This window comes from Catellatospora sp. NPDC049609, assembly GCF_040675365.1.
Taxonomy (GTDB): domain Bacteria; phylum Actinomycetota; class Actinomycetes; order Mycobacteriales; family Micromonosporaceae; genus Catellatospora.
The window spans coordinates 1-24,556 of sequence record NZ_JBFAOU010000119.1 but is presented as its reverse complement, the minus strand read 5'-3'; the positions used below and the strand labels follow the sequence as shown (position 1 = coordinate 24,556).

Annotated in this window: 21 protein-coding genes; 7 read left to right on the top strand and 14 right to left on the bottom strand. The window is 73.3% G+C overall.

All coding sequences use genetic code 11. From position 1 onward, the window contains the following. Positions 1–417: 417 nt before the first annotated feature. From AB0J67_RS27355 to miaB, 7 genes are all read right to left on the bottom strand, one after another. Positions 418–1,809: a nucleotide pyrophosphatase/phosphodiesterase family protein gene (locus AB0J67_RS27355; RefSeq protein WP_363486329.1), complete on the bottom strand. Its 1,392-nt coding sequence runs from the start codon at positions 1,807–1,809 to the stop codon at positions 418–420. Continuing rightward, the gene (gene eboE / locus AB0J67_RS27350; protein WP_363486328.1) at positions 1,797–3,014 is read right to left on the bottom strand and encodes a metabolite traffic protein EboE; all 1,218 of its coding nucleotides are present in this window, start codon (positions 3,012–3,014) and stop codon (positions 1,797–1,799) included. The genes AB0J67_RS27355 and eboE overlap by 13 nt, the downstream gene beginning before the upstream one ends. Further along, the gene (locus AB0J67_RS27345; RefSeq protein ID WP_363486327.1) at positions 3,014–3,892 is read right to left on the bottom strand and encodes a TatD family hydrolase; all 879 of its coding nucleotides are present in this window, start codon (positions 3,890–3,892) and stop codon (positions 3,014–3,016) included. Before AB0J67_RS27345 ends, eboE begins: the two co-directional genes overlap by 1 nt. Next, positions 3,892–5,385: an EboA domain-containing protein gene (locus AB0J67_RS27340; protein WP_363486326.1), complete on the bottom strand. Its 1,494-nt coding sequence runs from the start codon at positions 5,383–5,385 to the stop codon at positions 3,892–3,894. The genes AB0J67_RS27345 and AB0J67_RS27340 overlap by 1 nt, the downstream gene beginning before the upstream one ends. Then, the gene (locus AB0J67_RS27335; RefSeq protein ID WP_363486325.1) at positions 5,382–6,224 is read right to left on the bottom strand and encodes an SCO3242 family prenyltransferase; all 843 of its coding nucleotides are present in this window, start codon (positions 6,222–6,224) and stop codon (positions 5,382–5,384) included. The genes AB0J67_RS27340 and AB0J67_RS27335 overlap by 4 nt, the downstream gene beginning before the upstream one ends. Positions 6,225–6,646: 422 nt before the next feature. Further along, positions 6,647–7,780 carry an inositol-3-phosphate synthase gene (locus AB0J67_RS27330; RefSeq protein ID WP_363486324.1) on the bottom strand — a complete coding sequence of 378 codons (1,134 nt, stop codon included), beginning with the start codon at positions 7,778–7,780 and terminating at the stop codon, positions 6,647–6,649. Positions 7,781–7,983: 203 nt separating this feature from the next. Further along, complete coding sequence (gene miaB / locus AB0J67_RS27325; protein ID WP_363486323.1) at positions 7,984–9,513, bottom strand: tRNA (N6-isopentenyl adenosine(37)-C2)-methylthiotransferase MiaB; 1,530 nt, start codon at positions 9,511–9,513, stop codon at positions 7,984–7,986. A 146-nt stretch (positions 9,514–9,659) separates the two neighbouring features. Between miaB and AB0J67_RS27320 the strand changes: the two genes are divergently transcribed. From AB0J67_RS27320 to AB0J67_RS27305, 4 genes are all read left to right on the top strand, one after another. Then, a complete protein-coding gene (locus tag AB0J67_RS27320; RefSeq protein WP_363486322.1) occupies positions 9,660–10,403 on the top strand; it encodes an amino acid ABC transporter ATP-binding protein in 744 nt (247 codons plus the stop codon). Between the two features lie 82 nt (positions 10,404–10,485). Further along, positions 10,486–11,346 (top strand): glutamate ABC transporter substrate-binding protein, encoded by an 861-nt coding sequence (locus tag AB0J67_RS27315; protein WP_363486321.1) that lies wholly within the window; start codon positions 10,486–10,488, stop codon positions 11,344–11,346. A 76-nt stretch (positions 11,347–11,422) separates the two neighbouring features. Then, positions 11,423–12,097 carry an amino acid ABC transporter permease gene (locus AB0J67_RS27310; RefSeq protein ID WP_363486320.1) on the top strand — a complete coding sequence of 225 codons (675 nt, stop codon included), beginning with the start codon at positions 11,423–11,425 and terminating at the stop codon, positions 12,095–12,097. Positions 12,098–12,140: 43 nt separating this feature from the next. Continuing rightward, a complete protein-coding gene (locus AB0J67_RS27305; RefSeq protein WP_363486319.1) occupies positions 12,141–13,052 on the top strand; it encodes an amino acid ABC transporter permease in 912 nt (303 codons plus the stop codon). 209 nt (positions 13,053–13,261) lie between these two features. Here the strand turns inward: AB0J67_RS27305 and rny are convergent, their stop codons facing one another. The 5 genes from rny to AB0J67_RS27280 all read right to left on the bottom strand — a co-directional run bounded on the left by rny (position 13,262) and on the right by AB0J67_RS27280 (position 19,509). Then, entirely contained in the window at positions 13,262–15,118 is a 1,857-nt protein-coding gene (gene rny, locus AB0J67_RS27300; protein ID WP_363486318.1) for a ribonuclease Y, read from the bottom strand. Positions 15,119–15,666: 548 nt separating this feature from the next. After that, positions 15,667–16,485: a regulatory protein RecX gene (locus AB0J67_RS27295; RefSeq protein ID WP_363486316.1), complete on the bottom strand. Its 819-nt coding sequence runs from the start codon at positions 16,483–16,485 to the stop codon at positions 15,667–15,669. Between the two features lie 29 nt (positions 16,486–16,514). After that, a complete protein-coding gene (gene recA / locus AB0J67_RS27290) occupies positions 16,515–17,564 on the bottom strand; it encodes a recombinase RecA (RefSeq protein ID WP_363486330.1) in 1,050 nt (349 codons plus the stop codon). 246 nt (positions 17,565–17,810) lie between these two features. After that, positions 17,811–18,011 (bottom strand): DUF3046 domain-containing protein, encoded by a 201-nt coding sequence (locus tag AB0J67_RS27285; protein ID WP_363486315.1) that lies wholly within the window; start codon positions 18,009–18,011, stop codon positions 17,811–17,813. 4 nt (positions 18,012–18,015) lie between these two features. Then, complete coding sequence (locus tag AB0J67_RS27280; protein ID WP_363486314.1) at positions 18,016–19,509, bottom strand: MFS transporter; 1,494 nt, start codon at positions 19,507–19,509, stop codon at positions 18,016–18,018. A 309-nt stretch (positions 19,510–19,818) separates the two neighbouring features. Here AB0J67_RS27280 and AB0J67_RS27275 point away from each other — a divergent pair, with 309 nt between their 5' ends. Next, a complete protein-coding gene (locus tag AB0J67_RS27275) occupies positions 19,819–20,706 on the top strand; it encodes a phytanoyl-CoA dioxygenase family protein (RefSeq protein WP_363486313.1) in 888 nt (295 codons plus the stop codon). A 110-nt stretch (positions 20,707–20,816) separates the two neighbouring features. Here the strand turns inward: AB0J67_RS27275 and AB0J67_RS27270 are convergent, their stop codons facing one another. Beyond that, positions 20,817–21,323, bottom strand: coding sequence for a GNAT family protein (locus tag AB0J67_RS27270; protein WP_363486312.1), 507 nt, complete (start codon positions 21,321–21,323; stop codon positions 20,817–20,819). 83 nt (positions 21,324–21,406) lie between these two features. On the opposite strand from AB0J67_RS27270, the gene AB0J67_RS27265 reads away from it, so the two are divergent. Continuing rightward, positions 21,407–21,721 carry a zf-TFIIB domain-containing protein gene (locus AB0J67_RS27265; RefSeq protein ID WP_363486311.1) on the top strand — a complete coding sequence of 105 codons (315 nt, stop codon included), beginning with the start codon at positions 21,407–21,409 and terminating at the stop codon, positions 21,719–21,721. Between the two features lie 130 nt (positions 21,722–21,851). Here AB0J67_RS27265 and AB0J67_RS27260 read toward each other — a convergent pair whose 3' ends face one another. Then, on the bottom strand, positions 21,852–23,183 hold the full coding sequence (locus AB0J67_RS27260) for an aminotransferase class I/II-fold pyridoxal phosphate-dependent enzyme (protein ID WP_363486310.1): 1,332 nt from the start codon (positions 23,181–23,183) through the stop codon (positions 21,852–21,854). Positions 23,184–23,230: 47 nt separating this feature from the next. On the opposite strand from AB0J67_RS27260, the gene AB0J67_RS27255 reads away from it, so the two are divergent. Further along, the gene (locus AB0J67_RS27255) at positions 23,231–24,460 is read left to right on the top strand and encodes a bifunctional pyridoxamine 5'-phosphate oxidase family protein/GNAT family N-acetyltransferase (RefSeq protein ID WP_363486309.1); all 1,230 of its coding nucleotides are present in this window, start codon (positions 23,231–23,233) and stop codon (positions 24,458–24,460) included. Positions 24,461–24,556 lie beyond the last annotated feature (96 nt).

The following is a 24,556-nucleotide window of genomic DNA, read 5'->3' as shown; positions in this document are numbered from 1 at the left end:
CATATACGCACGCGCGGCTCTGGTGCGTATATGTGTGCAGAGCAAAGCGACCGTCCGCATCGGACTAGTCGGGGGTTTCCCGCCCCGCGTGTCCGGTCATGAGGGCTCCTGGCGCCCTGCATCGATCCCCCGGCGACCGCCGGGAAGGGTGCCAGGTCTCGCCGGCCCGACCGCGCCTGCCAGCGCCGGGCCGGCGGGGTCCTCCTGGCACCGACCCCGCCCCGCGACCCAGCCCAGCCCGCGACCCAGCCCAGCCCGCGACCTGGCCGGCCCGCGACCTGGCCGGCCCGCCGATCTACCTGCCGCAGCTCTTGACGAGTCGCGGCCTCGAAGACACATCGAGGCCGCGACTCGTCAAGAGTTGCGGCACCGGGACGCCCGCGCCCGGCCGGGCGGTGGCGGTGGGGGTGGGGTGGGTCAGGGGGTGAGGCCGGCGAGGCGGAGCAGGAGCGGTTTGACGTCCGTGGCGGCGAAGGAGTCGCGGGACTGGGCGGGGTCGGAGCAGATGAGCAGGGGGCCGTCGGCGGGGTGGTCGGGCAGCCGGCCGTGGGAGCCGCGGACGGCCAGCGCCCCGGCGTCCAGGCCGACGACGCTCATCAGGTAGCGCATGCCGAGCTTCTTACGCAGCAGCGCGGTCGCGGCCCGGCGCTTGGCGGCCAGCGGCGCGGCCGGGTCGAAGAACAGCTCCGCCGGGTCGTAGCCGGGCTTGCGGTGGATCTCCACCAGGCGCGCGAAGTCCGGGGCGCGGGCGTCGTCGAGCCAGTAGTAGTACGTGAACCACGAGTCCGGCTCGGCGACCAGCACCAGCTCGCCGGAGCGCGGGTGGTCCAGCCCGTGCCGGGCCTTGCCCGCCTCGTCGAGCACCTCGGCCACCCCCGGCAGGTTCGCGCAGATCTTCGCGACGATCCGGCGGTCGTCCGGGTCGGGCACGTACACGTGCGCGAGCTGGTGGTCGGCGACGGCGAACGCGCGCGACGTCCACGGGTCGAGGTACTCCATGCCGGCCTGGGTGTGCACCCGGAGCAGGCCCTCGGCGCGCAGCGCCCGGTTGACGTCCACGGGCCGGCGCACCGGCGTGATGCCGTACTCCGACAGCGCCACCACGGTCGCGCCGCGCGCCGTCGCGTCGTCGAGCAGCGGGCCGACGACCCCGTCCAGCTCGCGGGCGGCGGCCGCCGCCTCGGGGCCGTACGGGCCGAAGCGCTGCAGGTCGTAGTCGAGGTGCGGCAGGTAGACCAGGGTCAGGTCGGGCTGGTGCGCCCGCAGCACGTGCCGGGCCGCGTTCGCGATCCAGCGGGACGAGGCGAGGCCCGCGCCCGGCCCCCAGAACTGGAACAGCGGGAACGTGCCCAGCTCGGCGGTGAGGGCCCGGTGCAGCTGCGGCGGGTCGGTGTAGCAGTCGGGCTCCTTGCGGCCGTCCGCCCGGTACACCGGCCGGGGCGTGACGGTCCAGTCCACGTCCGCGCCCATGGCGTACCACCAGCAGATGTTGGCCACGGTGTAGCCGGGCCGGGCGCGGCGCGCCGCCTGCCACACCTTCTCGCCGCCGACCAGCGCGTGGTGCTGCCGCCACAGCAGCACCTCGCCCAGGTCGCGGAAGTACCAGCCGTTGCCGACGACGCCGTGCTGCGCGGGCAGCACCCCGGTCAGCAGGGTGGACTGCGCGGAGCAGGTGACCGCGGGCAGCACCGTGCCCAGCGGCGCGGCGAAGCCGGATCCGGCCAGCGCCCGCAGCCGGGGCATGTGCTCCAGCAGGCGCGGGGTCAGCCCGACCACGTCCAGCACGACCAGCGGGGTCACGGCGTCCACGGGCGGACCTCCTGCAGCTCCATGGTGCCCAGCGGCTCGGCGGGCGGGCACGGGGTCAGCCCCAGCGCGCACAGCTCGTCGCGGGCGAACGCCAGCTCGGCGGCCAGGCCGGCGGCGAGCTGCTCCGGGGTGGTCGGCCGCTGCGCGGGCGGCAGCACCTGCCAGGTGTACGTCTCCACGTCGACGTGGTCGCAGCCCGCGACCGGCCCGCCGAACAGCTCCTTCAGCGCCACCCGCAGCTCGGGCAGGGTGCTGCCCAGCGGCGCGGCGGGTTCGGCGTGCAGCGGCACGTGGTAGTGGATCCGCCACGGCTGCGGCGTGCGCCGGGGGCGCGGCAGCAGCCGGTCCAGCGCCTCGCCGAGGTCGTCGGCGGCCTCGCCGCGCGCGCCCCGGGTCTGGTGCAGGAAGCGCGGCTCGTCGTACCCGCGCAGGGCCGCCTCGGCGGCGACCGGGTCGTCGGCGGTCAGCGCCGCCGACACCTGCACCTTGACCACCGGCAGCCCGGCCTTGGCCAGCCGGGACAGCGCCTCGGCCGGCTCCTCCCAGGCGCAGGCCAGGTGCGCGAGGTCGAGGCAGACGCCGAGCCAGTCGCCGTCCATCCCGGCCCACAGCCGCGCCGCCTGCTCGGTCGTCTCCACCACGCAGCCCGGCTCGGGCTCGAACCCGACCTGCACCGTGCGCCCGGTGGTGCCCGCGATCCCGGCCAGCCCGTCGGCCAGCTCGTCGAGCACCCGCTGCGCCATGCCCGCCTGCGCCGGGCCCCACGGCTCGCGCCAGGCCAGCGGCAGGGTGGAGATGGAGCCGCGCACCGCGTCGTCGGGCAGCAGGTCGGCCAGCACCCGGGCCAGGTCCAGGGTGTAGCGCAGCCGCTCCGGGGTGGTCCAGTCCGGGTGGTAGACGGCGTGCTTGACCACCTCCGCCTGGAAGGACTGGTACGGGAAGCCGTTGAGCGTGACCACCTCCAGCCCGCGCAGGTCCAGCTCCCGGCGCAGCCTGCGGCGCAGGTGCGGTTCGGCGGCCAGCGCCGAGGCGGCCGGGGCGGCCAGCCACAGGCCCAGCCCGAGCACGTCGGCGTCGAGCCGCTCCCGGATGGGGGTGCCGTACGCGTCGAGCTGCGCGACGATGCCGTCGAGGTCCTCTGCCGGGTGGACGTTGGTGCAGTAGCTCAGGTGCACCGTCTGCCCGTCGGGGTGTGCCAGCCGCATCAGGCGCCCCCACGCTTGATCGAGTTCCCGGCGAACTCGCCGGTCGGGCCGGATGCGTCGCCGGCGGCGTCCACCTCGGCGGCGTCCGCCAGGTCGAGCCGGCCCGACGCGCCGTAGAACTCCACCGGGTTGCGCCACAGCACCCGGTCCACGTCGTCCTCGGTGAACCCCGCCGCCAGCATCGCCTCGCCGGTGCGCAGGGTGAGCAGCGGGTCCGAGCGGCCCCAGTCGGCGGCCGAGTTGACCAGCATGCGCTCGCAGCCGTACCGGCGCAGCAGCTCCACCATGCGCGGCGGCGACATCTTGGTGTCCGGGTAGATCGAGAAGCCCAGCCAGCAGCCGGTGTCGCGGACCAGCTCCACGGTCACCTCGTTCAGGTGGTCGATCGCCACCCGGCCCGGCTCGATGCCGGACTCGCGCACCACGTCGAGGCTGCGCTGGGTGCCGCGCACCTTGTCCCGGTGCGGCGTGTGCACCAGCGCCGGCAGGTCGTACTCCACGGCCAGCCCGAGCTGCACCGCGAACGCCTCGTCCTCCTGCGGGGTCATCGAGTCGTACCCGATCTCGCCCACCGCGACCACGGCGTCCTTGTCGAGGTAGCGCGGGACCAGCTCCAGCACCTCGCGGCAGCGCGGGTCGTTGGCCTCCTTCGGGTTCAGCGCGATGGTCGCGAAGTGCCGGATGCCGAACTGCCCGGCCCGGAACGGCTCCCAGCCGATCAGCGCGTCGAAGTAGTCGGCGAACGAGCCGGGGCTGGTGCGCGGCTGGCCCAGCCAGAACGACGGCTCCACCACGGCGCGCACCCCGGCGGCGGCCATCGCCTCGTAGTCGTCGGTGGTGCGTGAGGTCATGTGCACGTGCGGGTCGAAGATGCGCATCAGATGCCCTTCTCGGCGGTGAGGCGTTCCAGCAGCGCCGCGGCGTCGGCGGGCAGCCGCCGTCCGGCGGCGCCGCGCTCGTCGGCGACCCCGGCGAGCATGGCGGCGAGCTCGGCGTCGGCGCGGTGCTCCAGCCCGTCCACCACCGACAGCGGGATTTCCATGAACACGCACTTGAGCACGGCCTGGCGCCAGGCGGCGGCGTCCAGGTGCACCGCGTACGGGCCCAGCGCCGCGGCCACCAGCCGGGTGTCGTTGGTGCGGATCGCGTCGTGCAGCAGCTCGACCGCGCTGGCGCCGATCGGCAGCATCGGCAGCGCGCGCAGCACCGCGCGCTTCTCGGCGGCGTCGCCGTACCGGTAGAGCGCGCGGACCTGCGCGCCCGTGCGCTCGGCGGGCAGCGTCGCCAGCAGCACGGCCCGCGCCGCCTCGTCGGCGGTCCAGCCGGGCACGCCCACCGGGCCCCGGCCGCAGCGGCGCGCCGCGGCGGGGAACAACCGGCTGATCACCGACGGGTCGGCGGCGACCCGGCGCAGCGCCTCGTCCAGCCAGCCGCCGTCGTCGACACAAGCCAGCGCGGCGCGCAGCACCTCCGGTCCGGGCACCGCCCCGGTCGGGCGGCGCTGGCCGGGCGCGGCCGGCGGCTTGACCGCGGCGGCGGGCTGACCCGCGGCCTTGCGCAGGAACGACAGCGAGCGGCGGGCCACCTCCAGCGCGGCGTGCGAGTGCCGGGGCAGCTCCACCCCGACCAGCCCGCGGTATCCGGCCGCGGACAGCGCCCGCAGCACCGGCGGGAAGTCGATCTCGCCCTCGCCGAACTCCAGATGCTCGTGCACGCCCCGGCGCATGTCCTCGATCTGCACGTTCACCAGGTACGGCGCGGCCGCCGCGATGCAGTCGGGGATGGGCTCCGGCTCCAGGCAGCGGCAGTGCCCGATGTCGAGGGTCAGCCCGAACACCCGCGGCATGCCCAGCGCCCGGTGCAGCGTGCGCCAGCCCGCCAGGTCCTGCACGAACATGCCCGGCTCCGGCTCGAAGCCGACCGGCACGCCCGCCTTCGAGGCGGCCTCGGTGAGCCGGGCGCAGCCGTCGACCAGCCGGTCCCAGGCCAGCTGCGGATCGACCGAGGGCGGGCGCACCCCCGACCAGCACGACACGGCCTCCGCGCCCAGGTCGGACGCGATCGACACGGCGCGCAGCAGGAAGTCCAGCCGCACCTCGCGCTCGTCGTGCAGCAGCGTGGGCGCGTGCTTGCGGCGCGGGTCGAGCAGGTAGCGGGCCCCGGTCTCGACCACCACCGACAGGCCCAGCTCCATCAGCCTGGTGGCCAGACCGGAGACGCGGCGGGCCAGGCCGGGGGCGTACGGGTCCAGGTGGTGGTGGTCGAGGGTGAGCGCGACCCCGTCGTAGCCCAGCTCGGCGAGCACGGCCAGCGCGTCGCCGAGGCGGTGGTTGGCGAAGCCGTTGGTGCCGTACCCGAAACGCAGGTTCATGTGGCGGAGATCCTCCGGACCAGGCGCCGGGCCAGCGGCGCGGCGGCGGCGAGGGCGAGCCCGGCCAGGCCGGACCCGTGGCGGGCGGCGAGCGTCCCCTGCAGGGTCGGCAGGCCGGTGATGCCCGAGCCGACGGCCTCGCGTACGCGCGCGGCGCTCGGCTCGGCGGCGGCGCGGGCCTGCGCCCGCCCGTAGTGCGTCAGGTACCAGCCCGCCAGGGCGGCGGGCAGCCACGCGCGCCTGCCCCGGCGGGAGCTCACGCCGACCGCGGTCGCGGCGACGGCGACGGTGCCGGCCAGCGTCGTCAGCGGCAGCCGGGTGTCCGCGCCGGACACCTCCCGCCGCGACAGCGCGGTCACCGTCCAGGTGTGCGCGGCGACGGTCAGCGCCGCGGGCACCGCCTTGCCGACCCGCCCGGACGACGCGCCGAGCAGCACGTCGAGCCCCCGGCAGGCGGCCATCGCGGCGGGACCGGCCGCGGTGTTCTTGGCTTTCACGTCGTACGCCCAGACCATCGCGGCCAGCGGCGCTGCCGTCGCCAGGCCGCGGCGCCCGCCCGCCCACGCGGCCAGCCCGACCCCGGCGGCGGTGAGCCCGGCCGCCAGGCCCAGCGCGGTCCCAGGCGTGATCCGCCCGCTCGGGATCGGCCGCTCCGGCCGCTCCACCGCGTCCAGCTCCCGGTCGGCCCAGTCGTTGGCCGCCATCCCCGCCCAGTAGAGACACACCGACGCCGCGGCCAGTCCGGGGGTACGCCGGTCGAGCGTGCCCGCCGCCGCGGCCCCCGCGATCACGTCCCCCGGCACCGACAGCGCCGCAGGCGCCCGCACCAGCTCCGCCACCGCCCGCAACGTCGCCTTCCAGCGGCTCCCGCCGCCCTCCGCAAGAGGCCTCGCGTAGATCTTGTGCACTTCGTGTCGCCCTGGCGACATCAACTGCACAAGATCTGCCGACGCGCCGGCGTCACGCCGAAGAACGGGACCCGGGCGCGCGTGCGCGGGCCTCGCCCCGGCAGCCACCGGGCGGACGACCGAGCCGGTCCCACGATGCGCCGCCACCGGCGCGACCACAGCCGCGCGATCCTCCGCCACCGGCGCGACCACACCCGAGCGGACCGCGGCCACCGGCGCGACCGCGCCTGCACGGTCCGCGGCGACCGCCTCGCGGGCGGCCGTCTGGCGCAGATCCGCCTGCCGGGCGGGGACCCGCTGGCCCTGGGCGACGCGCAGCGCGCGGGCGGCCGGGATCGCCTCGGGCACCGCGGTCACGCGAGGCCCTCCACCATGCGGACCAGTGCCTCCCACTGCGCGGACAGGCCGTGCGGCACGTCGCCCAGCGGGTCCTTGAAGAAGAACGCCAGCTCCGGCAGCGGTCCGCTGCGCCCGGCCGTGTGCGCGGCAGCGGTCAGCCGGGCCAGATCCAGCACCAGCGGCGCGGCCAGCGCCGAGTCGCAGCCGTGCCAGGTGAAGTCGAGGCGCATCGGCGTGCCCAGGAACCCGTGGAAGGTGACCAGGTCCCAGGCGGTCTTGAAGTCGCCCAGGTCCTCGACGTACTCGATGCGCGTGTCGCCCTGCGGCTGGTAGCCCAGCGTCTCGGCGAGCACCCGCTGCTTGCTGGCGGCCTTCGCGGCGTTGGGCGCGGGCTGGGCCAGGTTCGCGCCGTCGCCGCCGCCGAGCAGGTTCGCCCCGGACCAGGTGCGCACGGTCAGGTTGCGCATCGCGAACATCGGCGCGAGCACCGACTTGACCAGGGTCTCCCCCGTCTTGCCGTCGTGCCCGGCGTACGGCACGCCCCGCTCGTAGGCCAGCTGCGCCAGCGCGGGCAGCCGCGCCCCGGTGGACGGGGTGAAGTCGACGAACGAGCAGCCCGCGCCGAACGCCGCGTACGCGTACAGCGAGCTGGGCGGCAGCACCGTGGCGTCGCCGCGCAGGGCCGCGTGCAGCAGGTCGAGCGCGGCGTGCGCCTCGTGCGGCGCGGCGGCGGGCTCGGTGGACGACACGTTGACCACGACGACCCGGTCCAGCTCGTGGCGCCGGCGGAACTCGTCGAGGTCGGCGGCGACGAGCGCGGCGGTCTCGGCCTGGGTCGCGCCGCGCGGTGTGGCCAGCACCTGGGTGTCGAGCGCGCTCAGGTCGGGCTGCAGCGCGGTGACCAGGCGGGCGGGCAGGACGCCGGCGTCGGCGAGCGCCTCGGCCCGCTTGAGCAGCGGCGTGGAGATCACGTCGTGGCCGCCGAACACCAGGTCGCCCAGGCCCGGCAGGGCGGGGCTGCGCAGCTGGGGCAGTTCCGTGACACATCCGGTGGGCTCGGCGAGCCCCGCGCGCAGCGCGACGGCTCCGACCATGCTGGTGACGGCGACCGACCCCCGCCCTCCGACCAGCCAAACACCAGTTCGCATGCGGGTCTCCCGGGGAGATGGAGGAGAAACCAAGACAGAGGATTACTTGATTTCGCCGACAATACCGGGATTCAAACCTAATGTCCGTTTGGCAAATATCCGCGCAGCTCAGCCCCGCGTTTCCCAGAAAGGAAGGGCACCTTCTTCACGCTATGCGTAGAAGAAGGTGCCCTTCTTAACGGATCCGGGAGGGAAAACGCTCCTCAGCAGGTGGCGCAGGCGCCGCCGGTGGGGGCGGGCTGCGCGGGCGGCTTGCCGATGGTGGGCAGCCCGAGCAGCACGCCGGGGGTACGCACCGCGCGCCCCGCCTCGTACGCGTCGCCGGCCCGGGTGCGCCGGTGCGACACCAGCGGCCCGTCGCAGTTGAGGTGGTGCGGCGCGGCGTAGCTGACCGCCGTGTGCACGATGTCGCCGGGGCGCACCAGGGCGGCCTGCTCCGGGCTCACCGCGAAGTGCACCAGCCGGCCGTCGCGGGCGCGGCCGGACATCCGGCCGGTGGCCTGGTCCTTGCGGCCCTCGCCGACCGCGACCAGCACCTCGACCTCGCGGCCGACCAGCTTCCTGTTCTCCGCCCAGGTGATCTCCTCCAGGGCGGCGACGAGCCGCTCGTAGCGCTCCTGCACCACGGCCTTCGGGATCTGGTCGTCCATGGTCGCCGCGGGCGTGCCGGGGCGGATCGAGTACTGGAAGGTGAACGCGCTGGCGAAGCGGGACTCGCGGACGACCCGCAGGGTCTGCTCGAAGTCCGCCTCGGTCTCCCCGGGGAAGCCGACGATGATGTCCGTGGTGATCGCCGCGTCCGGCATCGCCGCCCGCACCTTGTCGATGATCGACAGGTACCGGTCGGCCCGGTACGAGCGCTTCATCGCCTTCAGCACCGCGTCGGAGCCCGACTGCAGCGGCATGTGCAGCGAGTGGCAGACGTTCGCGGTCTCCGCCATCGCCTCGATGACGTCGTCGGTGAACGCCGCCGGGTGCGGGCTGGTGAAGCGCACCCGCTCCAGCCCCTTGTCCTGCAGCCTGCCGGTGGCGCGCAGCAGCTTGCCGAAGGCCAGCCGGTCGCCGAACTCGACGCCGTACGTGTTGACGTTCTGGCCGAGCAGGGTGACCTCCAGGACGCCCTCGGCGACCAGCGCCTCGACCTCGGCGAGCACGTCGCCGGGGCGGCGGTCCTTCTCCTTGCCGCGCAGGCTGGGCACGATGCAGAAGGTGCAGGTGTTGTTGCAGCCCACGGAGATCGACACCCAGCCGGAGTACGTCGACTCGCGCCGGGTCGGCAGCGTGGAGGGGAAGACCTCCAGCGACTCCAGCAGCTCGACCTGGGCCTGCTCGTTGTGCCGGGCCCGCTCCAGCAGCACCGGCAGCGAGCCGATGTTGTGCGTGCCGAACACGACGTCGACCCACGGCGCCTTCTTGACGATCTCGCCCTGGTCCTTCTGCGCCAGGCAGCCGCCGACCGCGATCTGCATGCCCGGGTGCTTGTCCTTCACCGGGCGCAGGTGGCCGAGGTTGCCGTAGAGGCGGTTGTCGGCGTTCTCGCGTACCGCGCAGGTGTTGAAGACCACCACGTCGGGGGTGCGTCCGGGCTCCGCGGCGGGGTCCAGCCGGACGTAGCCCGCACCGTCGAGCAGGCCCGAGATGCGCTCGGAGTCGTGCACGTTCATCTGGCACCCATAGGTGCGCACCTCGTAGGTGCGGGCGGGCGCGGGCTGGGTTTCAGGCTGGGTAGTCATCTCAACCGACCAGGGTATCCGGTGACCGCGGCGGGTAGGCAATCCGGGAGAGTTACCCGCTCGTGACCATCCAGCCGCTGCTCCGAGGCTGCGGCCGTTCTAAGGTCACTGGGACGACGATGTTAGGAAGCCGAAAGGACGGTGGCATGTCCCACGAACCGCTCATTGTGCTGGACGCGGTGAACAAGTGGTTCGGAGACCTGCACGTGCTGCGCGACGTGAGTCTCACCGTCGACCGCGGCGAGGTGGTGGTGGTGATCGGCCCGTCCGGCTCCGGCAAGTCGACGCTGTGCCGCGCCGTCAACCGGCTGGAGACGATCAACTCGGGTTCCATCCGCTTCGACGGCCGCGAGCTGCCCGACGAGGGCCGCGCCCTGGCGCGGCTGCGCAGCGAGGTCGGCATGGTCTTCCAGTCGTTCAACCTGTTCGCGCACATGAGCGTGCTCGAGAACGTGATGCTCGGCCCGGTCAAGGTGCGCAAGGAGAGCAAGGCGGTGGCCCGCGAGCGCGCGCTGTCGCTGCTCGACCGGGTGGGCATCGCCAACCAGGCCGACAAGCTGCCGGTGCAGCTGTCCGGCGGCCAGCAGCAGCGGGCGGCGATCGCCCGTGCGCTGGCCATGCAGCCCAAGGCGATGCTGTTCGACGAGCCCACCAGCGCGCTGGACCCGGAGATGGTCGGCGAGGTGCTGGACGTCATGACCTCGCTCGCCAAGGAGGGCATGACCATGATCGTGGTCACCCACGAGATGGGCTTCGCGCGGGCCGCCGCCGACCGGGTCGCCTTCATGGCTGACGGCCAGCTGGTGGAGCAAGCCCCGCCGGCCGAGTTCTTCGGCAACCCCAAGAGCGAGCGGGCGCGGGACTTCCTGTCGAAGGTCCTGCAGCACTGAGACTCCGTCGTCGTGACCGACGGCGGGTGCAACTCCGGCGCCGCTGACCGTGGGGCCGGGCTGATGAGGGAGGACACATTCCATGCGTATGAAGCGTCTGGCCGCCGTGGCGGCCGTGGCAGTGCTCGCGCTCGGCGTCGCCGCGTGCGGCAGCGAGAGCGAGACCCCGGGCACCCCGTCGGGCGAGAGCCCGCTGGTGGGCAAGGCGACCGCCGGCACCCTGAAGTTCGGTGTCAAGGCGGACCAGCCCGGTCTCGGCCTGCAGACCGGCAGCACCTACGAGGGCTTCGACGTCGAGATCGCGAAGATCATCGCGAAGGGCCTCGGCGGCGACCCGGCGAAGAACACCTACGTGACGACCGTGTCGGCCAACCGTGAGCCGTTCATCCAGTCGGGCCAGGTCGACATCGTGGTGGCGACGTACACCATCAACGACGACCGGAAGAAGAAGGTCAACTTCGCCGGCCCGTACTACACCGCCGGTCAGGACCTGCTGGTCAAGACCGACTCGACGATCGCCGGCCCGGAGGGCCTGGAGGGCAAGAAGGTCTGCTCGGTGGCGGGTTCCACCCCGGCCAAGCGGATCAAGGAGCAGTTCCCGAAGGCGCAGCTGCAGGAGTTCGACGCGTACTCCAAGTGCGTCGAGGCGCTGAACAACGGCACCGTGGACGCGGTGACCACCGATGACATCATCCTCGCCGGCTACGCGGCCCAGTCGCAGTTCGCGGGCAAGTTCAAGGTCGTCGGCAAGCCGTTCTCCTCGGAGCCCTACGGCATCGGCCTCAAGCTCGAGGACAAGGCCGGCTGCAACAAGATCAACGACATCCTGAAGGCCGCGGTGGCCGACGGCTCGTACAAGGCGGCCTGGGACGCGACGCTCGGCAAGAGCGGCACCCCGGCGCCGACCCTGGACGTCAGCAAGCTGAGCAACTGCCCCGCGTGATCATCCCGGGTGGGACGGGCGGCCGCCGCCCGTCCCACCCGCATTCGTGACGGCCGAGCATTACTGAAGGGCGAGGATGGACGTCTTCTCCGATCCGGCGAACCTGCAGCTGTACATCGACAGCTTCCTGATGATCCTGAAGCTGACCGGCGCCTCCTCGCTGCTGGCGCTGGTGCTGGGCCTGCTGCTGGCGGCGTGCCGGGTGTCGCCGGTGCCGGTGCTGCGCGCCGTGGGCGCGGGCTGGGTGCACCTGTTCCGCAACACCCCGCTGACGCTGATCATCCTGTTCTGCTTCTTCGGGCTCTACAGCGCGGTGGGCGTCGAGTTCTCCGACGACATCCACGTCAACAACTACTGGCTCGCGGTCACCGGCCTGTCGGCGTACACGGCCGCGTTCGTCTGCGAGGCGATCCGCTCCGGCATCAACACGGTGCCGCTGGGCCAGGCCGAGGCGGCCCGCGCGCTGGGGCTGACCTTCGCCCAGAACCTGCGCCTGATCATCCTGCCGCAGGCCATGCGCTCGGTGGTCGCCCCGCTGGGCAGCATCGTCATCGCCCTGACCAAGAACGCCACCATCGCCGGCGTCATCGGCGTTGCCGAGGCCTCCAACGCGATGAAGACCCTCATCGAGGCCCGCGGCGACCAGACGATCGCGATCTTCGCGGTCTTCGCGCTGACCTTCGTCGCCCTGCTGGTGCCCGTCGGCTACGGCTTCAGCGCGCTGGCCAACCGCCTGGCGGTGCGCCGATGACCACCGCCCCGCACCCGTCCCGCCCCGACTGGTTGGAGGCCCGATGAGCGCGAGCGTGCTCTACGACCACCCCGGCCCCCGCGCCCGCCTGCGCAACCGCGTGCTCAGCGTCGTCTTCGCGGTGCTGCTGCTCGCCGGCCTCTACGGCATCTACCGGGCCTTCGACGGCACCGAGCAGTGGACCTGGCAGAAGTGGGAGCCGTTCTTCGGCACGGTCATCGCCCAGAACGGCCAGCCGGTCAACTTCTGGACCGACTACGCCCTGCCCGGTCTGCTGGCCACGGTCGAGGCCGCCGCCCTGGCCATGCTGTTCGCGCTCGCCTTCGGCCTGGTGTTCAGCGCCGCCCGGCTGTCCGACCACCGCTGGGTCCGGGTGCCCGCGGGCGTGGTCGTCGAGTTCTTCCGCGCCGTGCCGGTGCTGCTGATGATCTTCTTCCTGTCGTACGGCGGGTTCTGGGTCTTCGGCACGTTCGTCGAGCCGTTCTGGTCGGTCGTCATCGGCCTGACCTTCTACAACGGCTCGGTGCTGGCCGAGGCGTTCCGGGCGGGCATCCTCGCGGTGCCGAAGGGGCAGTCGGAGGCCGCGTACAGCCTCGGCCTGGTCAAGTCGCAGGTCATGCGGATGATCCTGGTGCCGCAGGCGGCGCGCAGCATGCTGCCGGTGATCGTCAGCCAGCTCGTCGTCGTGCTCAAGGACACCGCGCTCGGCTACATCGTGGCCTACCCCGAGCTGATGCTCGAGGGCAGCAAGAGCTACGCGGTGTTCGGCAACGTGGTGCCGACGTTCTTCGTGCTGGCGCTGATCTACATCGTGATCAACGCGACGCTCACCCTGATCGCGCACCTGCTCAAGCGCCGGGCCGACCGCCGCGGCGTGACCAACCCCGGCACCAGGGCCGCCGCCGCGAACACGGCCGCCGCGGGCCTGGGCGACGGCGGCGGCGTAGCCGCCTGACGCCCGCTCGACACGCGCGAAGGCCCCCTCCCGGCGCTCCGGGAGGGGGCCTTCGACGTCAGCCCACCGCCGGCCAGCCCTCTCACCGGGCCGGATGCGCCGGGAAGATCGCTGATTCGTGTCGAGAGGTGCAGTCACACTTCAGGTTCTGACACAAACCAGCGATCTTCGGCGTTCACCACGGTCCCCCGGACCGGCGGCGGGGTGCGTCAGCGGGCGATCTCGGTGGTGCGGGACTCGCGGACGACGGTGATGCGGATCTGGCCGGGGTAGGTCAGCTCCTCCTCGATCTGCTTGGCCACGTCCCGGGCCAGCACCGCGGCGCCGATCTCGTCGACCTCCTCCGGGCGCACCATGACCCGGATCTCCCGGCCGGCCTGCATCGCGAAGACCTTGTCGACGCCGCTCTTGGCCCCGGCGATCTCCTCGATGCGCTCCAGCCGCTTGACGTACGCCTCCAGCGACTCCCGCCGCGCCCCCGGCCGACCGCCGGAGCAGGCGTCCGAGGCCTGGGTCAGCACCGCCTCGATGGTCTGCGGCTGCACCTCGTTGTGGTGCGCCTCGATCGCATGCACCACCTCGTCGCTCTCGCCGAACCGGCGGGCCACGTCGGCGCCGATCAGCGCGTGCGAGCCCTCCACCTCGTGGGTGAGCGCCTTGCCGATGTCGTGCAGGAACGCCGAGCGCTTGATCAGGTCGGGGTCGAGCTTGAGCTCCGCGGCCATGATCCCGGCGATGTGCGCGGTCTCCACCAGGTGCTTGAGCACGTTCTGCCCGTACGACGTGCGGTAGCGCAGCCGGCCGAGCAGGGTCACCAGCTCGGGGTGGATGTCGGTGATGCCGACCTCGACCAGCGCGTCCTCCGCAGCGCGCTGGCACATCCGCTCCACCTCGTACCGGGCGACGTCGTACACCTCCTCGATGCGGTGCGGATGGATCCGCCCGTCGAGGACCAGCTTCTCCAGGGTGAGCCGGCCGACCTCCCGGCGCACCGGGTCGAAGCAGGACAGCAGCACCGCCTCGGGGGTGTCGTCGATGATCAGGTTGACGCCGGTGACCGTCTCGAAGGCCCGGATGTTGCGGCCCTCGCGGCCGATGATCCGGCCCTTCATCTCGTCGCTGGGCAGGTGCAGCACGCTGACCACGCTCTCGGCGGTCTGCTCGCTGGCCACCCGCTGGATCGCGTCGACCACGATGTGCCGGGCCCGCGACTCGCCGGTGGACCGGGCGTCGGCCTCGATGTCGCGCACCAGCAGCGCCGCCTCGCGCTTGGCCTGCACCTCGATGCTCTCCACCAGCTCGGTCTTGGCCGCGTCCGCGGTCAGCCCGGCGACCCGCTCCAGCTCCTTGCGGCGCTGCTCCTGGGCCTGCGCCAGCTCCTGCTCCTTGGCCTGCAGGGCCAGCTCCCACTTGCCCAGCTCGGCCTCGGCGGCGGCGATGCGCCGGTCCCGCTCGGCCATGCGCTCGGCCTCCTCGACGTGCTGGCGCTCGCGCTCGGCCAGCCGCTCGGCCTCGGCGGCGTGCATGCGCTCGCGCTCGTCGAGGCGCTGCAGCCGGCGCTCCGCCTCGGCCGCCTGCTCCTTCGCGGTGGAGGTGAGCATCGCGATCTCGCGCTCGCCGGTGCGCCGGGCGGTGGACCGCACCTGCTCGGCGTCCTCCTCGGCCTGCCGGTGGGCCCGCTGCAGCACGGTGTCGGCCTCGGCGTGGGCCGCGTCGAGCACCCGCTGCGCCTCGGCCCGGGCCGTGGCCACCTCGGCCTTGGCCGCGGCGTTCTCGGCCCGCACGGCGGTCGCCTCGGCGCGGGCGGAGGCGACGGAGCGGCGCTCGGTCTCCAGCGCGGCCTGCGCGTCGGCGACCGAGTTCTGCAGCTCGACCAGGGTCTGGCGCTGGCGCTCCCGCTCGGCCACGGCCTCGGGGTCGTCGACGATGACGCTCAGCGGCTGTCCGGTGGGGGCGGTGGGGGCGCTCAGGCGGCGCATCAGCCGTACGCCCAGCGCCAGCGTCCCCGCCACCAGGAGGGCGAGAACGATGACCGCTGCGAGCAGCACCCCTTCCATCGGGGTCATGCCGTTCGCCCGTACTCGCTCATGGCCGCCTCCTGACGTTCCTGTCCGCCGACACGGTGGTGCCGGCGCGGAGGCAGACCGACCGAGTGCGCGGACCCGCAACACGACGCGCACGGCACGATTCGGCGCTACCCGCCCGTTTCGGGCAGGCGCGCCTACGCACCATCGCTCTCGAACCGCTACAACGGCCCTGAGCTGCCACTACATGTAAGCAGCCGCAGGGGTACAGCGGCTGCGCGTGTCCTCACCAGGCAAAACTGTTGTCGTACTGTTACACGTTCTATGTTGTGTGGTTTAACACGTACTGGTCGGTGATACCTCTCCTGCGAGGCTAGGTTGCCGATGGTGGTCCGGTCAAGAACTCATGATCGGACACCAAGAAGGACGCATCGCCCATTGTGTCCGGTTGTCCGGCGTACCACCGTTGCCGAACTGTGACGCACCCACCGACACGCGTCGTTCCCGGCGTGTCGCGAACCCGACTCCGGAAGGTGTTCTCCATCTCACTGTCCGGTACGGCGCGCTGCTCCACCGGGCCGCGCCGGACGTCACTGCTCGGGCAGCTCGTACGCGTCCGGGTCGATCAGCTCGGCCAGCTCCGCGTCCTCGGCGCTGCGGGCGGCCAGCGCCTCCTTGACCGCGCGCACCGCCACTCCGCCCGGGTAGCCCTTGCGCGCCAGCGCGCCCACCACCCGGCGGAACACGGCGTCCGGCTCGCCGCGCGTGGTCCGCAGCTTGCGCACGGCCAGCTCGTACGCGGTGCGCTCCTGGGTCTCGTCGTCCAGCTCGGCCAGCGCCTCGGTGACGACCTCCTGGTCCACCCCGCGCCGGCGCAGCTCCTGGCTCAGCGCGCGGGCGGCCAGGCCGCGGCCGTGATGACGGCTGGACACCCAGGCCCGCGCGAACGCCGCGTCGTCGATGATGCCGACCTCGTCGTAGCGGTCCAGCACCGACGCGGCGACCTCCTCGGTCACGCCGCGCTTGGCCAGGGCCGCCGCCAGCTCCGCCCGGGTGCGCGGGCGCACGGCGAGCTGGCGCAGGCAGATCTCCCGCGCCAGCTCGTGAGGATCCCTGGCGGCCTGCTCACGTTCGCGCCGCGAGCGGGGCTCCCCGCCGGCGACGCTCTCGGAGCCGTCGGGCGGCCCGCCCCGGCCGCGCCCGCCGTAGCGGCCCCAGCCGCCGCCGGCCGACCGGGCCGCGGCGGCACCGCCGCCCGTGCCCGGGGAGCCGTCCCGCCCGTGCCGGTCGTCGTCAACCTGCCCGGACGGGTCGTCCGGGTCGTCGCCGGGGCGCGCGGACCGGGCCGGGGCGGGCGGCTTCGCGTCCCATCCCCGGCCGGTGCGCGCACCACGCCGTCGTCCCACCATGAGGGTGTGTCAGCTCTCGGGCGGGCCGATCAGAAGTCGACCGGGGGCAGCGCCGGGCCGCCGGCGGCGTCGGAGGCACCCGACTGGCCCACGCCCAGCTTCTCCAGGATCTTCTTCTCGATCTCGGCCGCGACGTCCGGGTTCTCCTTCAGGAACTCGCGCGCCTTCTCCTTGCCCTGGCCCAGCTGGTCGCCCTCGTACGTGTACCAGGCGCCGGCCTTGCGGATGATGTTCTGCTCGACGCCCACGTCGATCAGCGAACCCTCGCGCGAGATGCCCTTGCCGTACATGATGTCGAACTCGGCCTGCTTGAACGGCGAGGCGACCTTGTTCTTGACCACCTTGACGCGGGTGCGGTTACCCACGACCTCGGTGCCGTCCTTCAGGCTCTCGATGCGGCGGATGTCCATGCGCACCGAGGCGTAGAACTTCAGCGCCTTACCACCGGTGGTGGTCTCCGGGCTGCCGAACATGACGCCGATCTTCTCGCGCAGCTGGTTGATGAAGATCGCCGTGGTGTTGGAGCTGCTCAGACCACCGGTCATCTTGCGCAGCGCCTGGCTCATGAGGCGGGCCTGCAGACCGACGTGGCTGTCGCCCATCTCACCCTCGATCTCGGCGCGGGGCACCAGCGCCGCCACCGAGTCGATCACGATGAGGTCCAGCGCGCCGGAGCGCACCAGCATGTCCGCGATCTCCAGCGCCTGCTCACCCGTGTCGGGCTGGGAGACCAGCAGGGCGTCGGTGTCGACGCCGAGGGCCTTGGCGTACTCCGGGTCGAGGGCGTGCTCGGCGTCGATGATCGCCGCGATGCCGCCGCCGCGCTGCACGTTCGCGATCGCGTGCAGGGCCAGCGAGGTCTTTCCGCTGGACTCCGGACCGTAGATCTCCACGATGCGGCCCCGCGGCAGGCCGCCGATGCCCAGCGCCACGTCGAGCGCGATGGAGCCGGTCGGGATGATCGCCATCTGCACCTGCGGGCGCTCGCCGAGGCGCATCACCGAGCCCTTGCCGAACTGCTTGTCGATCTGGGCGAGCGCCAGGTCGAGGGCCTTGCTCTTATCGGGGTTGGTCGCCATCTTCGTCGCCACCTCTTTTAGGGCACTGTCAGTCGCCGACTTCGCAGCCTTCTTCGTCACCGTCACGCGGACACGCTAGGCGCTGGGTCCGACAAAGGCGATGCGGGCACGCCAGCCTGTGGACAAGCACGCGTCATCCGGAGCACTGGTCAGGACGATAGCCGAACATGTGTACGAGCGCCATCCTGCCACGCCGTAGGCGTGTCCGCAGGCTTACCGTGCCGTCCGGCCTCCTGCGCGCGGGGCTCAGCGCAGGCGCGCGGGCACCCGATCGGCGTAGTGGTCGCACACCGCGCGCCAGATGAGGTGCACCTCCTCGCCGTCGGCCAGGGCGCTGTCGATCGTCCGCCCGCCCAGCTGCGGCAGCACCTGGTCGGCGGCGACGCTGGCGGCGTAGGCGGGACCGAACACCGCGGTCAGCCGTTCCCAGAAGTCGGTCCGTCGCATCCGGCTAGTCTGCCACCTTCGCCCGCGCCACGGCGGCCAGCGTCGTCGGGCGCAGCGCCAGCGCGAGCAGCGGAATGGTGCTCAGCCCGGCGAGCAGGGTCAGCACGGGATACCCGGACAGCTCCACCACGATCCCGGACAGCACCCCGGCGCCCGCCCCGGCCAGCCCGGTGACCAGGTCGGACAGGCCCTGCGCGCGGGCCTTGACCGCCATCGGCACCGACTCGGTGAACAGCGTCGAGCCGCCGACCATGGTGCCCGACCAGCCCAGCCCCAGCATGATCAGCGCGGCGGTGAGCCGGGCGGTGTCGTGCCCGGCCGTGCCCGCCACCGCGCAGGCGGCGATGAGCAGCGCCACCCCGCCCAGGATCACCGGCAGCCGGCCCGCCCGGTCGGCCAGCCAGCCGACCACCGGGGACAGGCCGTACATGCCGGCCACGTGCAGGCTGAGCACGAAGCCGACGATGCGCAGCGTGTCCGGGGCGCTGTGGCCCTCGCCGATGTGCACCGGGGTCATCGCCATGACCGCGACCATGACCAGGTGGCCCAGCGCCATCGCGGCCATGCCGAGCCGGGCCGGCGGCGACGCCAGCACCGCCCGCGCCGCGGCCCCCAGCGTCTGCCCGGCGCCACGGGCGGCCGCGGCTCCCCCGGTCGGCGCGGCACCCGGCCCGGTGGCAGCGCTCGACCCGATCACCGTGCCGAGCCCGGTCCCGGCGCTCGGCCCGATCGCGGCCTCAAGCCCGGCGCCGGTGCCGGCCCCGGTCGCAGGCTCCGGCCCGGTCGCGGCGACCGGTCCGGTCGCGGCACTCGGCACGGTCGCGGCGACCGGCGCCGCGGCCACTGCCGGGACGGGTGCCGTGATCTGCGTCTCCCCGGCCGCCTGCGCCAGCAGCAGCGGGTCGGGGCGCAGGAAGACGGTCAGCAGCAGGGCGCTGAGCAGGAAGGACGCCGCCGCGAAGGCGAACGGTCCGGCCAGCACGGGCACGCCGTACCCGTCGAGCGCGTGGCCGAGCGGGGCGGCCAGGTTGGGGCCGACCACCGCGCCCAGCGTGGTGGACCAGACCACCAGCGACAGCTGCCGCCCGCGCCGGTGCGGCTCGGCGAGGTCCGTGGCGGCGTAGCGGGACTGCAGCTTGGCCGTGCTGCCCGCGCCGAACAGGAAGAAGCCGACGAACAGCAGCGGGATCGAGTCCAGCAGGGCCGAGGCGAGCACACCGACCCCGCCCACCGCTCCGACCAGGTAGCACAGGGCCAGGCCGGGGCGCCTGCCGTACCGGCTCATCAGCGCGGTGGCGGGCACCGCCAGCACGCCGCCGCCCACCACGGCGGCGCTCTGCGCGACGCCGGACAGCGCGGTGCCGGCCATCTCGCGGGTCAGCAGCGCACCCACCGAGATGCCCATCGCCACGCCGAGACCGCTGACGACTTCGACGATCATGAGCAGCCGGATGGTTCTGGCCTGCACCGCGGCGCGCGCGGTGGCGTTCGGCGCCATGAGGGACTCCCGGGGGTGGTAAGGGGTGCGTACGCATCACCTACCTTGCCTGATCGACGTCGCTCGCACCGGCCCCGGCCGGTTGAGAATGACTCGGGTATCGTCGTCGGCGAACTGAACCCCCAGTACGGGCCACGTGAAGCGGTCCCCCCGACCGGGCATCAACCGTCCGGTCAGACCGCGCCACGTTCGGCAACTCCGGGCCCCGCTGGAACGTCCTGTGCGAGGAGGCAGCGCCGCTGTCACCTCGGAAAGAGCCACTGGGCGACGCGTCGTCGCGCCACCCAGCCGATCGGGGAGGACCATCCCGTGACCATCACCCCCGTCACGCCTCGCGCGATGACTGCCGAGCAGCGTGAGCAGTTCGAGCGCGACGGCTACCTGATCGTTCGCAACGTGCTGTCGCCCGACGAGGTCGCGCACTACGCCGCCGCCGTCGACCGCGTCTACGCCGAGCACGCGGCTGTCGGAAAGCTGGGCCCGGACGCCTCGCTGCACAAGCTCAGCGCCGTCGCCAGCTGCCCCGAGCTGAACGGCCTCGTCGACCACCCGGCGGTGTTCCCGCTGGTCTGGTCGATGATCGGCTGGAACGTGCACGTCTACCACTCGCACCTCGACGTGCACCCGCCGATCAAGCAGCCGAAGCCCTACCGCTTCGAGTGGCACCAGGACGGCGGCCGCCAGAACGGCGAGCTGGAGACCGACCCGCGCCCGCGCCTGTCGGTCAAGCTGGCGTTCTGGCTCTCCGACGTCTCCGAGCCCGGCCGCGGCAACTTCAAGGTCGTGCCCGGCAGCCACAAGATGAACCGGATCGACGGCCCGCCGAGCCGCGACATCGAGTGGCCCGACCCGGCCGGCGCGACCGAGGTCTGCGTACACCCCGGTGACGCGGTCTTCTTCGACCGCCGCATCTGGCACGCGCGCTCGAACAACTACTCGGAGATCACCCGCAAGGCGGTCTTCTTCGGTTACACCTTCCGCTGGATCGCGACCCGCGACGAGCGGCCGGCGCCGGAGCACGTGGCGCGGCTGAACCCGGTCCAGCGCCAGCTGGTCGGCGCGCTCGAGGGCCGGATCGACGACCCGGTCGACGGCGGCGACCACGCGTGGGGCTACTTCCCCGACGAGGTCCCGCTCTACACCGACCTCAAGGAGCGCGACCTGCTCGACCCGTCGCTGCCCTGGCTGCGTCGCTAGTCACGGGTGCGCCCGGTTTGTCGGGCGGGGGAAGGTCGCCGTTTCAGGTGGGAGAGCGTGGCGCGAGCCCGCTTCCTGACCTGAGACGGCGATCTTCGCCGTTTCCGGGGTCAGCGCAGGTCCTCCGGGAGGAGGTCCATGAGCAGGCCGTCGTGCCAGGTGCCGTCCGGGCCCAGCTCGTAGCGGCGCATCACGCCCACCGGCTGGAAGCCCACCTTGGCGTAGCAGGCGATGGCCGCCATGTTGTCCGCCGCGGGGTCGATCACCAGGCGGTGGTGCCCCACCTCGTCGATCAGGTGCCGGGCCAGCGTGCGTACCGCGTCGGAGCCCAGCCCCCGGCCGTGCACCGCCGGGTCGAGGTAGAGGTCCATGCCCGCGTGCCGGTACATGGCATCGGACTCCTCGGACCACTGGATCGCCCCGACGACCCGCCCGTCGTGCTCGACGACGAGCAGTTCCAGGTCCGGGTCGTCCAGGTCGTCGGCGATCTCCGCGGCGAGGTCCTCGCCCTGCCAGCGCACGTGCACCTCGGGGGCGGCGCGGATCGCGGCGAGCCGGTCCACGTCCGCGGGGCCGGCCGGGCGCAGCGTCACCCGGTCGCCGTGCAACGTCGTCATGCCGTCACCGTACGGCGCGGCCCGCGCCGGGGCCGCGGATTACCCATGATCGGCTCTGGACACCGCTGGGTAGGCTCGGCCGTATGCAGATGACATGCCCGAAATGCCACGGCCAGATGCGGCAGTACGAGCGCAACGGGGTGACCGTCGACCAGTGCACCGACTGCCGGGGCATCTTCCTCGACCGCGGCGAGCTGGAGCGCCTCACCCAGGCCGAGAACGCCTGGCACGGCAGCCGCCCGCAGCAGCAGCACGCCGCCCCGCCGCCGCCCCAGCAGCACTCGTCCCACGGCTACCGCGACCACGACTCGGGCGAGTACCCCCGCTACGACAAGCACCAGAGCCACGGCCACCACAAGAAGCACAAGGAGTCGTTCCTCGACGACCTCTTCGGCTGAGCCGGCCGCGGCCCGCTCGGGCCTGCTGCCCCGCTTTTGCATTGACGTTGGCCTATCACATCGACTTCGATCTCGATTGAGTCGATGTGATAGGCCAACGTCTATCTGGGTGCCGCGTAGAGAGAACGGGTCAGCGCAGGGCGCCGGGGTGGGGGTGGACGGCGGCGGCGACCGCGGCGGCGAGCGGGTCCGCCTCCTCCGGGCGCAGGGTGGCGATGGTGAGACGGATGCCGGGGCCGGTGGCGGTGCGGAAGACGTGGCCGGGGGTGACCGCGTACCCGGCGTCGCGCAGCGACGCGACGGCCCCGGTCTCGTCGGGCACCGGCACCCACACGTTGATCCCGGTGCGCCCGGTCGCGGCCAGGCCGCGCGCGTGCAGGGCCGCGAGCAGGGCGCTGCGGCGCTCGTCGTACACCCGCCCTGCGGCGGCGATGCCCGCGGCCACCTCGGGATCGGTCCACAGCGCGAGCAGGGTGCGCTGCAGCAGCCCGGAGACCCAGCCGGCGCCCAGGCGCAGCCGTCCCGCCACCCGGGAGACGGTCTCGGCGTCCCCGGCGAGCACCGCGCACCGCAGGTCGGGGCCGTAGGGCTTGCTCGCGCTGCGCAGGAACGCCCAGGCCGGCCCGGACGCGACCGGGTGCAGCGGCACCGCGGCCAGCTCCCCCGCGTGGTCGTCCTCGATCACGAACACGTCGCGCAGCAGCGGGCGCAGCGCCGCGGCGCGGGCCGCGCTGACCGACGCGCCGGTCGGGTTCTGCGCCCGCACGGTCACGATCGCGGCGCGCGCCCCGGCGGCCAGCGCCGCGCGCACCCCGTCGGTGGTGGGGCCCTCGTCGTCGACCGGCATGGACACCGGCACCAGCCCGCGGGCCGCGACCAGGTCGAGCAGCGCGGCCCAGCCGGGGTCCTCCACGGCCACCCGGTCGCCGGGCCGCAGCCGCGCGTCGAGCAACCGGTCCAGCCCGTCCAGAGCCCCGTTGACCAGGGTGTATGCCGCGTCGCGGGGCAGCTGCGGCAGCCGGGTCCGGGCCCGGTCGAGCAGCTCGGGCAGCGGCCCGGCGTCGGCGTAGCGCAGCGGCATCGCGGCCCCGGCGGCGAGCTCGTCGGCGACCGCGCGCAGCACCGGCGCGAGGTCGGGCAGCAGGGCCGGGTCGGGCTCGCCGTCGGACAGGTCGCGCACCCCGGCGGGCAGCGGCACCGACCGGACCGCGCGGGACGTCGAGATCGGGGTGACCGCACGCACCCGGGTGCCGTGGCGGCCCGCGGTGACCACGATCCCCCGGTCGCGCAGCCGCTGGTAGGCCGCCGCGACGGTGGCCGGGCTGACCGCGAGCTCGGCGGCGAGCGCGCGCACGCTCGGCAGCGCGTCGCCCGCAGCGAGGGCGCCGCGGCGCACCCCCTCCTCGACGGAGGCCGCTATCGCCGTTGCCGTGCCACCGGTGATCGGATATCGTACTGTCACAAAGCCAAGTATGTACTAGTACGAAATTTCGAGTCAAGGAGGCGGGCATGGACGGCTACCCGCAGACCCCGCGCACCACGGCGCTGCGCATGCGCGAGCGCATGTCCTACGACCGCGCCGCCGCGCACGCGATCCTCGACGAGGCGTGGCACTGCACCCTCTCTTTCGTGCTCGACGGTGAGCCGCGGGTCCTGCCCACCCTGCACGTACGCGTCGACGACACGCTCTACCTGCACGGCTCCAGCGGCGGCCGGATGGGGCTGGAGTCCCGCGGCGGGCTGCGCGTGGCCGCCTGCGTGACCCACCTCGACGGGCTGGTGCTGGCCCGCTCGCAGTTCCACCACAGCGCCAACTACCGCTCGGTGATCGCCCACGGCACCGCGGTGCCGGTCACCGACGAGGCGGAGAGGCGCCGCGTGTTCACCGCGCTGGCCGAGAAGATCGCGCCCGGCCACGCCGCGCGGACCCGGCCGCCGTCGGCCAAGGAGCTGGCCCAGACCGTCCTGCTCGCGCTGCCGCTCGACGAGGTCTCGGTGCGCGCCCGCACCGGCACCGCCGGCGACGACGACGAGGACCTGGCCCTGCCGCACTGGGCGGGCGTGCTGCCGCTGCGCGTCGAGCAGGGCCGCCCCGAGCCGGCCCCCGGCGTCACCGTGCCCGTCCCCGACTACCTGGGCCTCGAACGCGGCCCGTGGCACGAGCCCGTGGTGATGCGCGGCGCCCACGTGACCCTGGAGCCGCTCGACCTCGCGCACACCGACGACCTGTTCGCCGCCGTCGGCGGCGACGAGGAGGTCTGGCGCTGGCTGAGCAGCCGCCCGCCGCGCGACCGGGCCGAGATGGCCGCGCACATCGAGACCGCGCTGGAGATGCGGCACCGCGGCGAGCGGGTCCCGTGGCTGCAGCGCGACAGCGCCACCGGCGAGGTCCTCGGCACCACGTCGTACTACGCCATCGACACCCGGCACCGCCAGCTCGGCATCGGCCACACCTTCCTGGCCCGCAAGGCGTGGCGCACCGGCGTCAACACCGAGTCCAAGCTGCTGCTGCTGGAACGCGCCTTCGACGTGCTGGGCTGCGAGCGCGTCGAGTGGCACACCGACCACCGCAACGAGCGCTCCCAGGCCGCGATCGCCCGCCTCGGCGCCCAGCGCGAGGGCGTACACCGCCACCACCGCCTGCGCCCCGACGGCACCTGGCGCGACACGGTCACCTTCAGCATGCTCGCCGCCGACTGGCCCGCCGCCCGCACCCGCCTCCGCCTCCGCACCCCCTGACCCGAAAGGAAGGGCACCTTCTTAACGCCATGCGTTGTAGAAGGTGCCCTTCCCAACAGTGAGGATGATGTGTGGGAGTCCTCCCGGTCCGGTCTG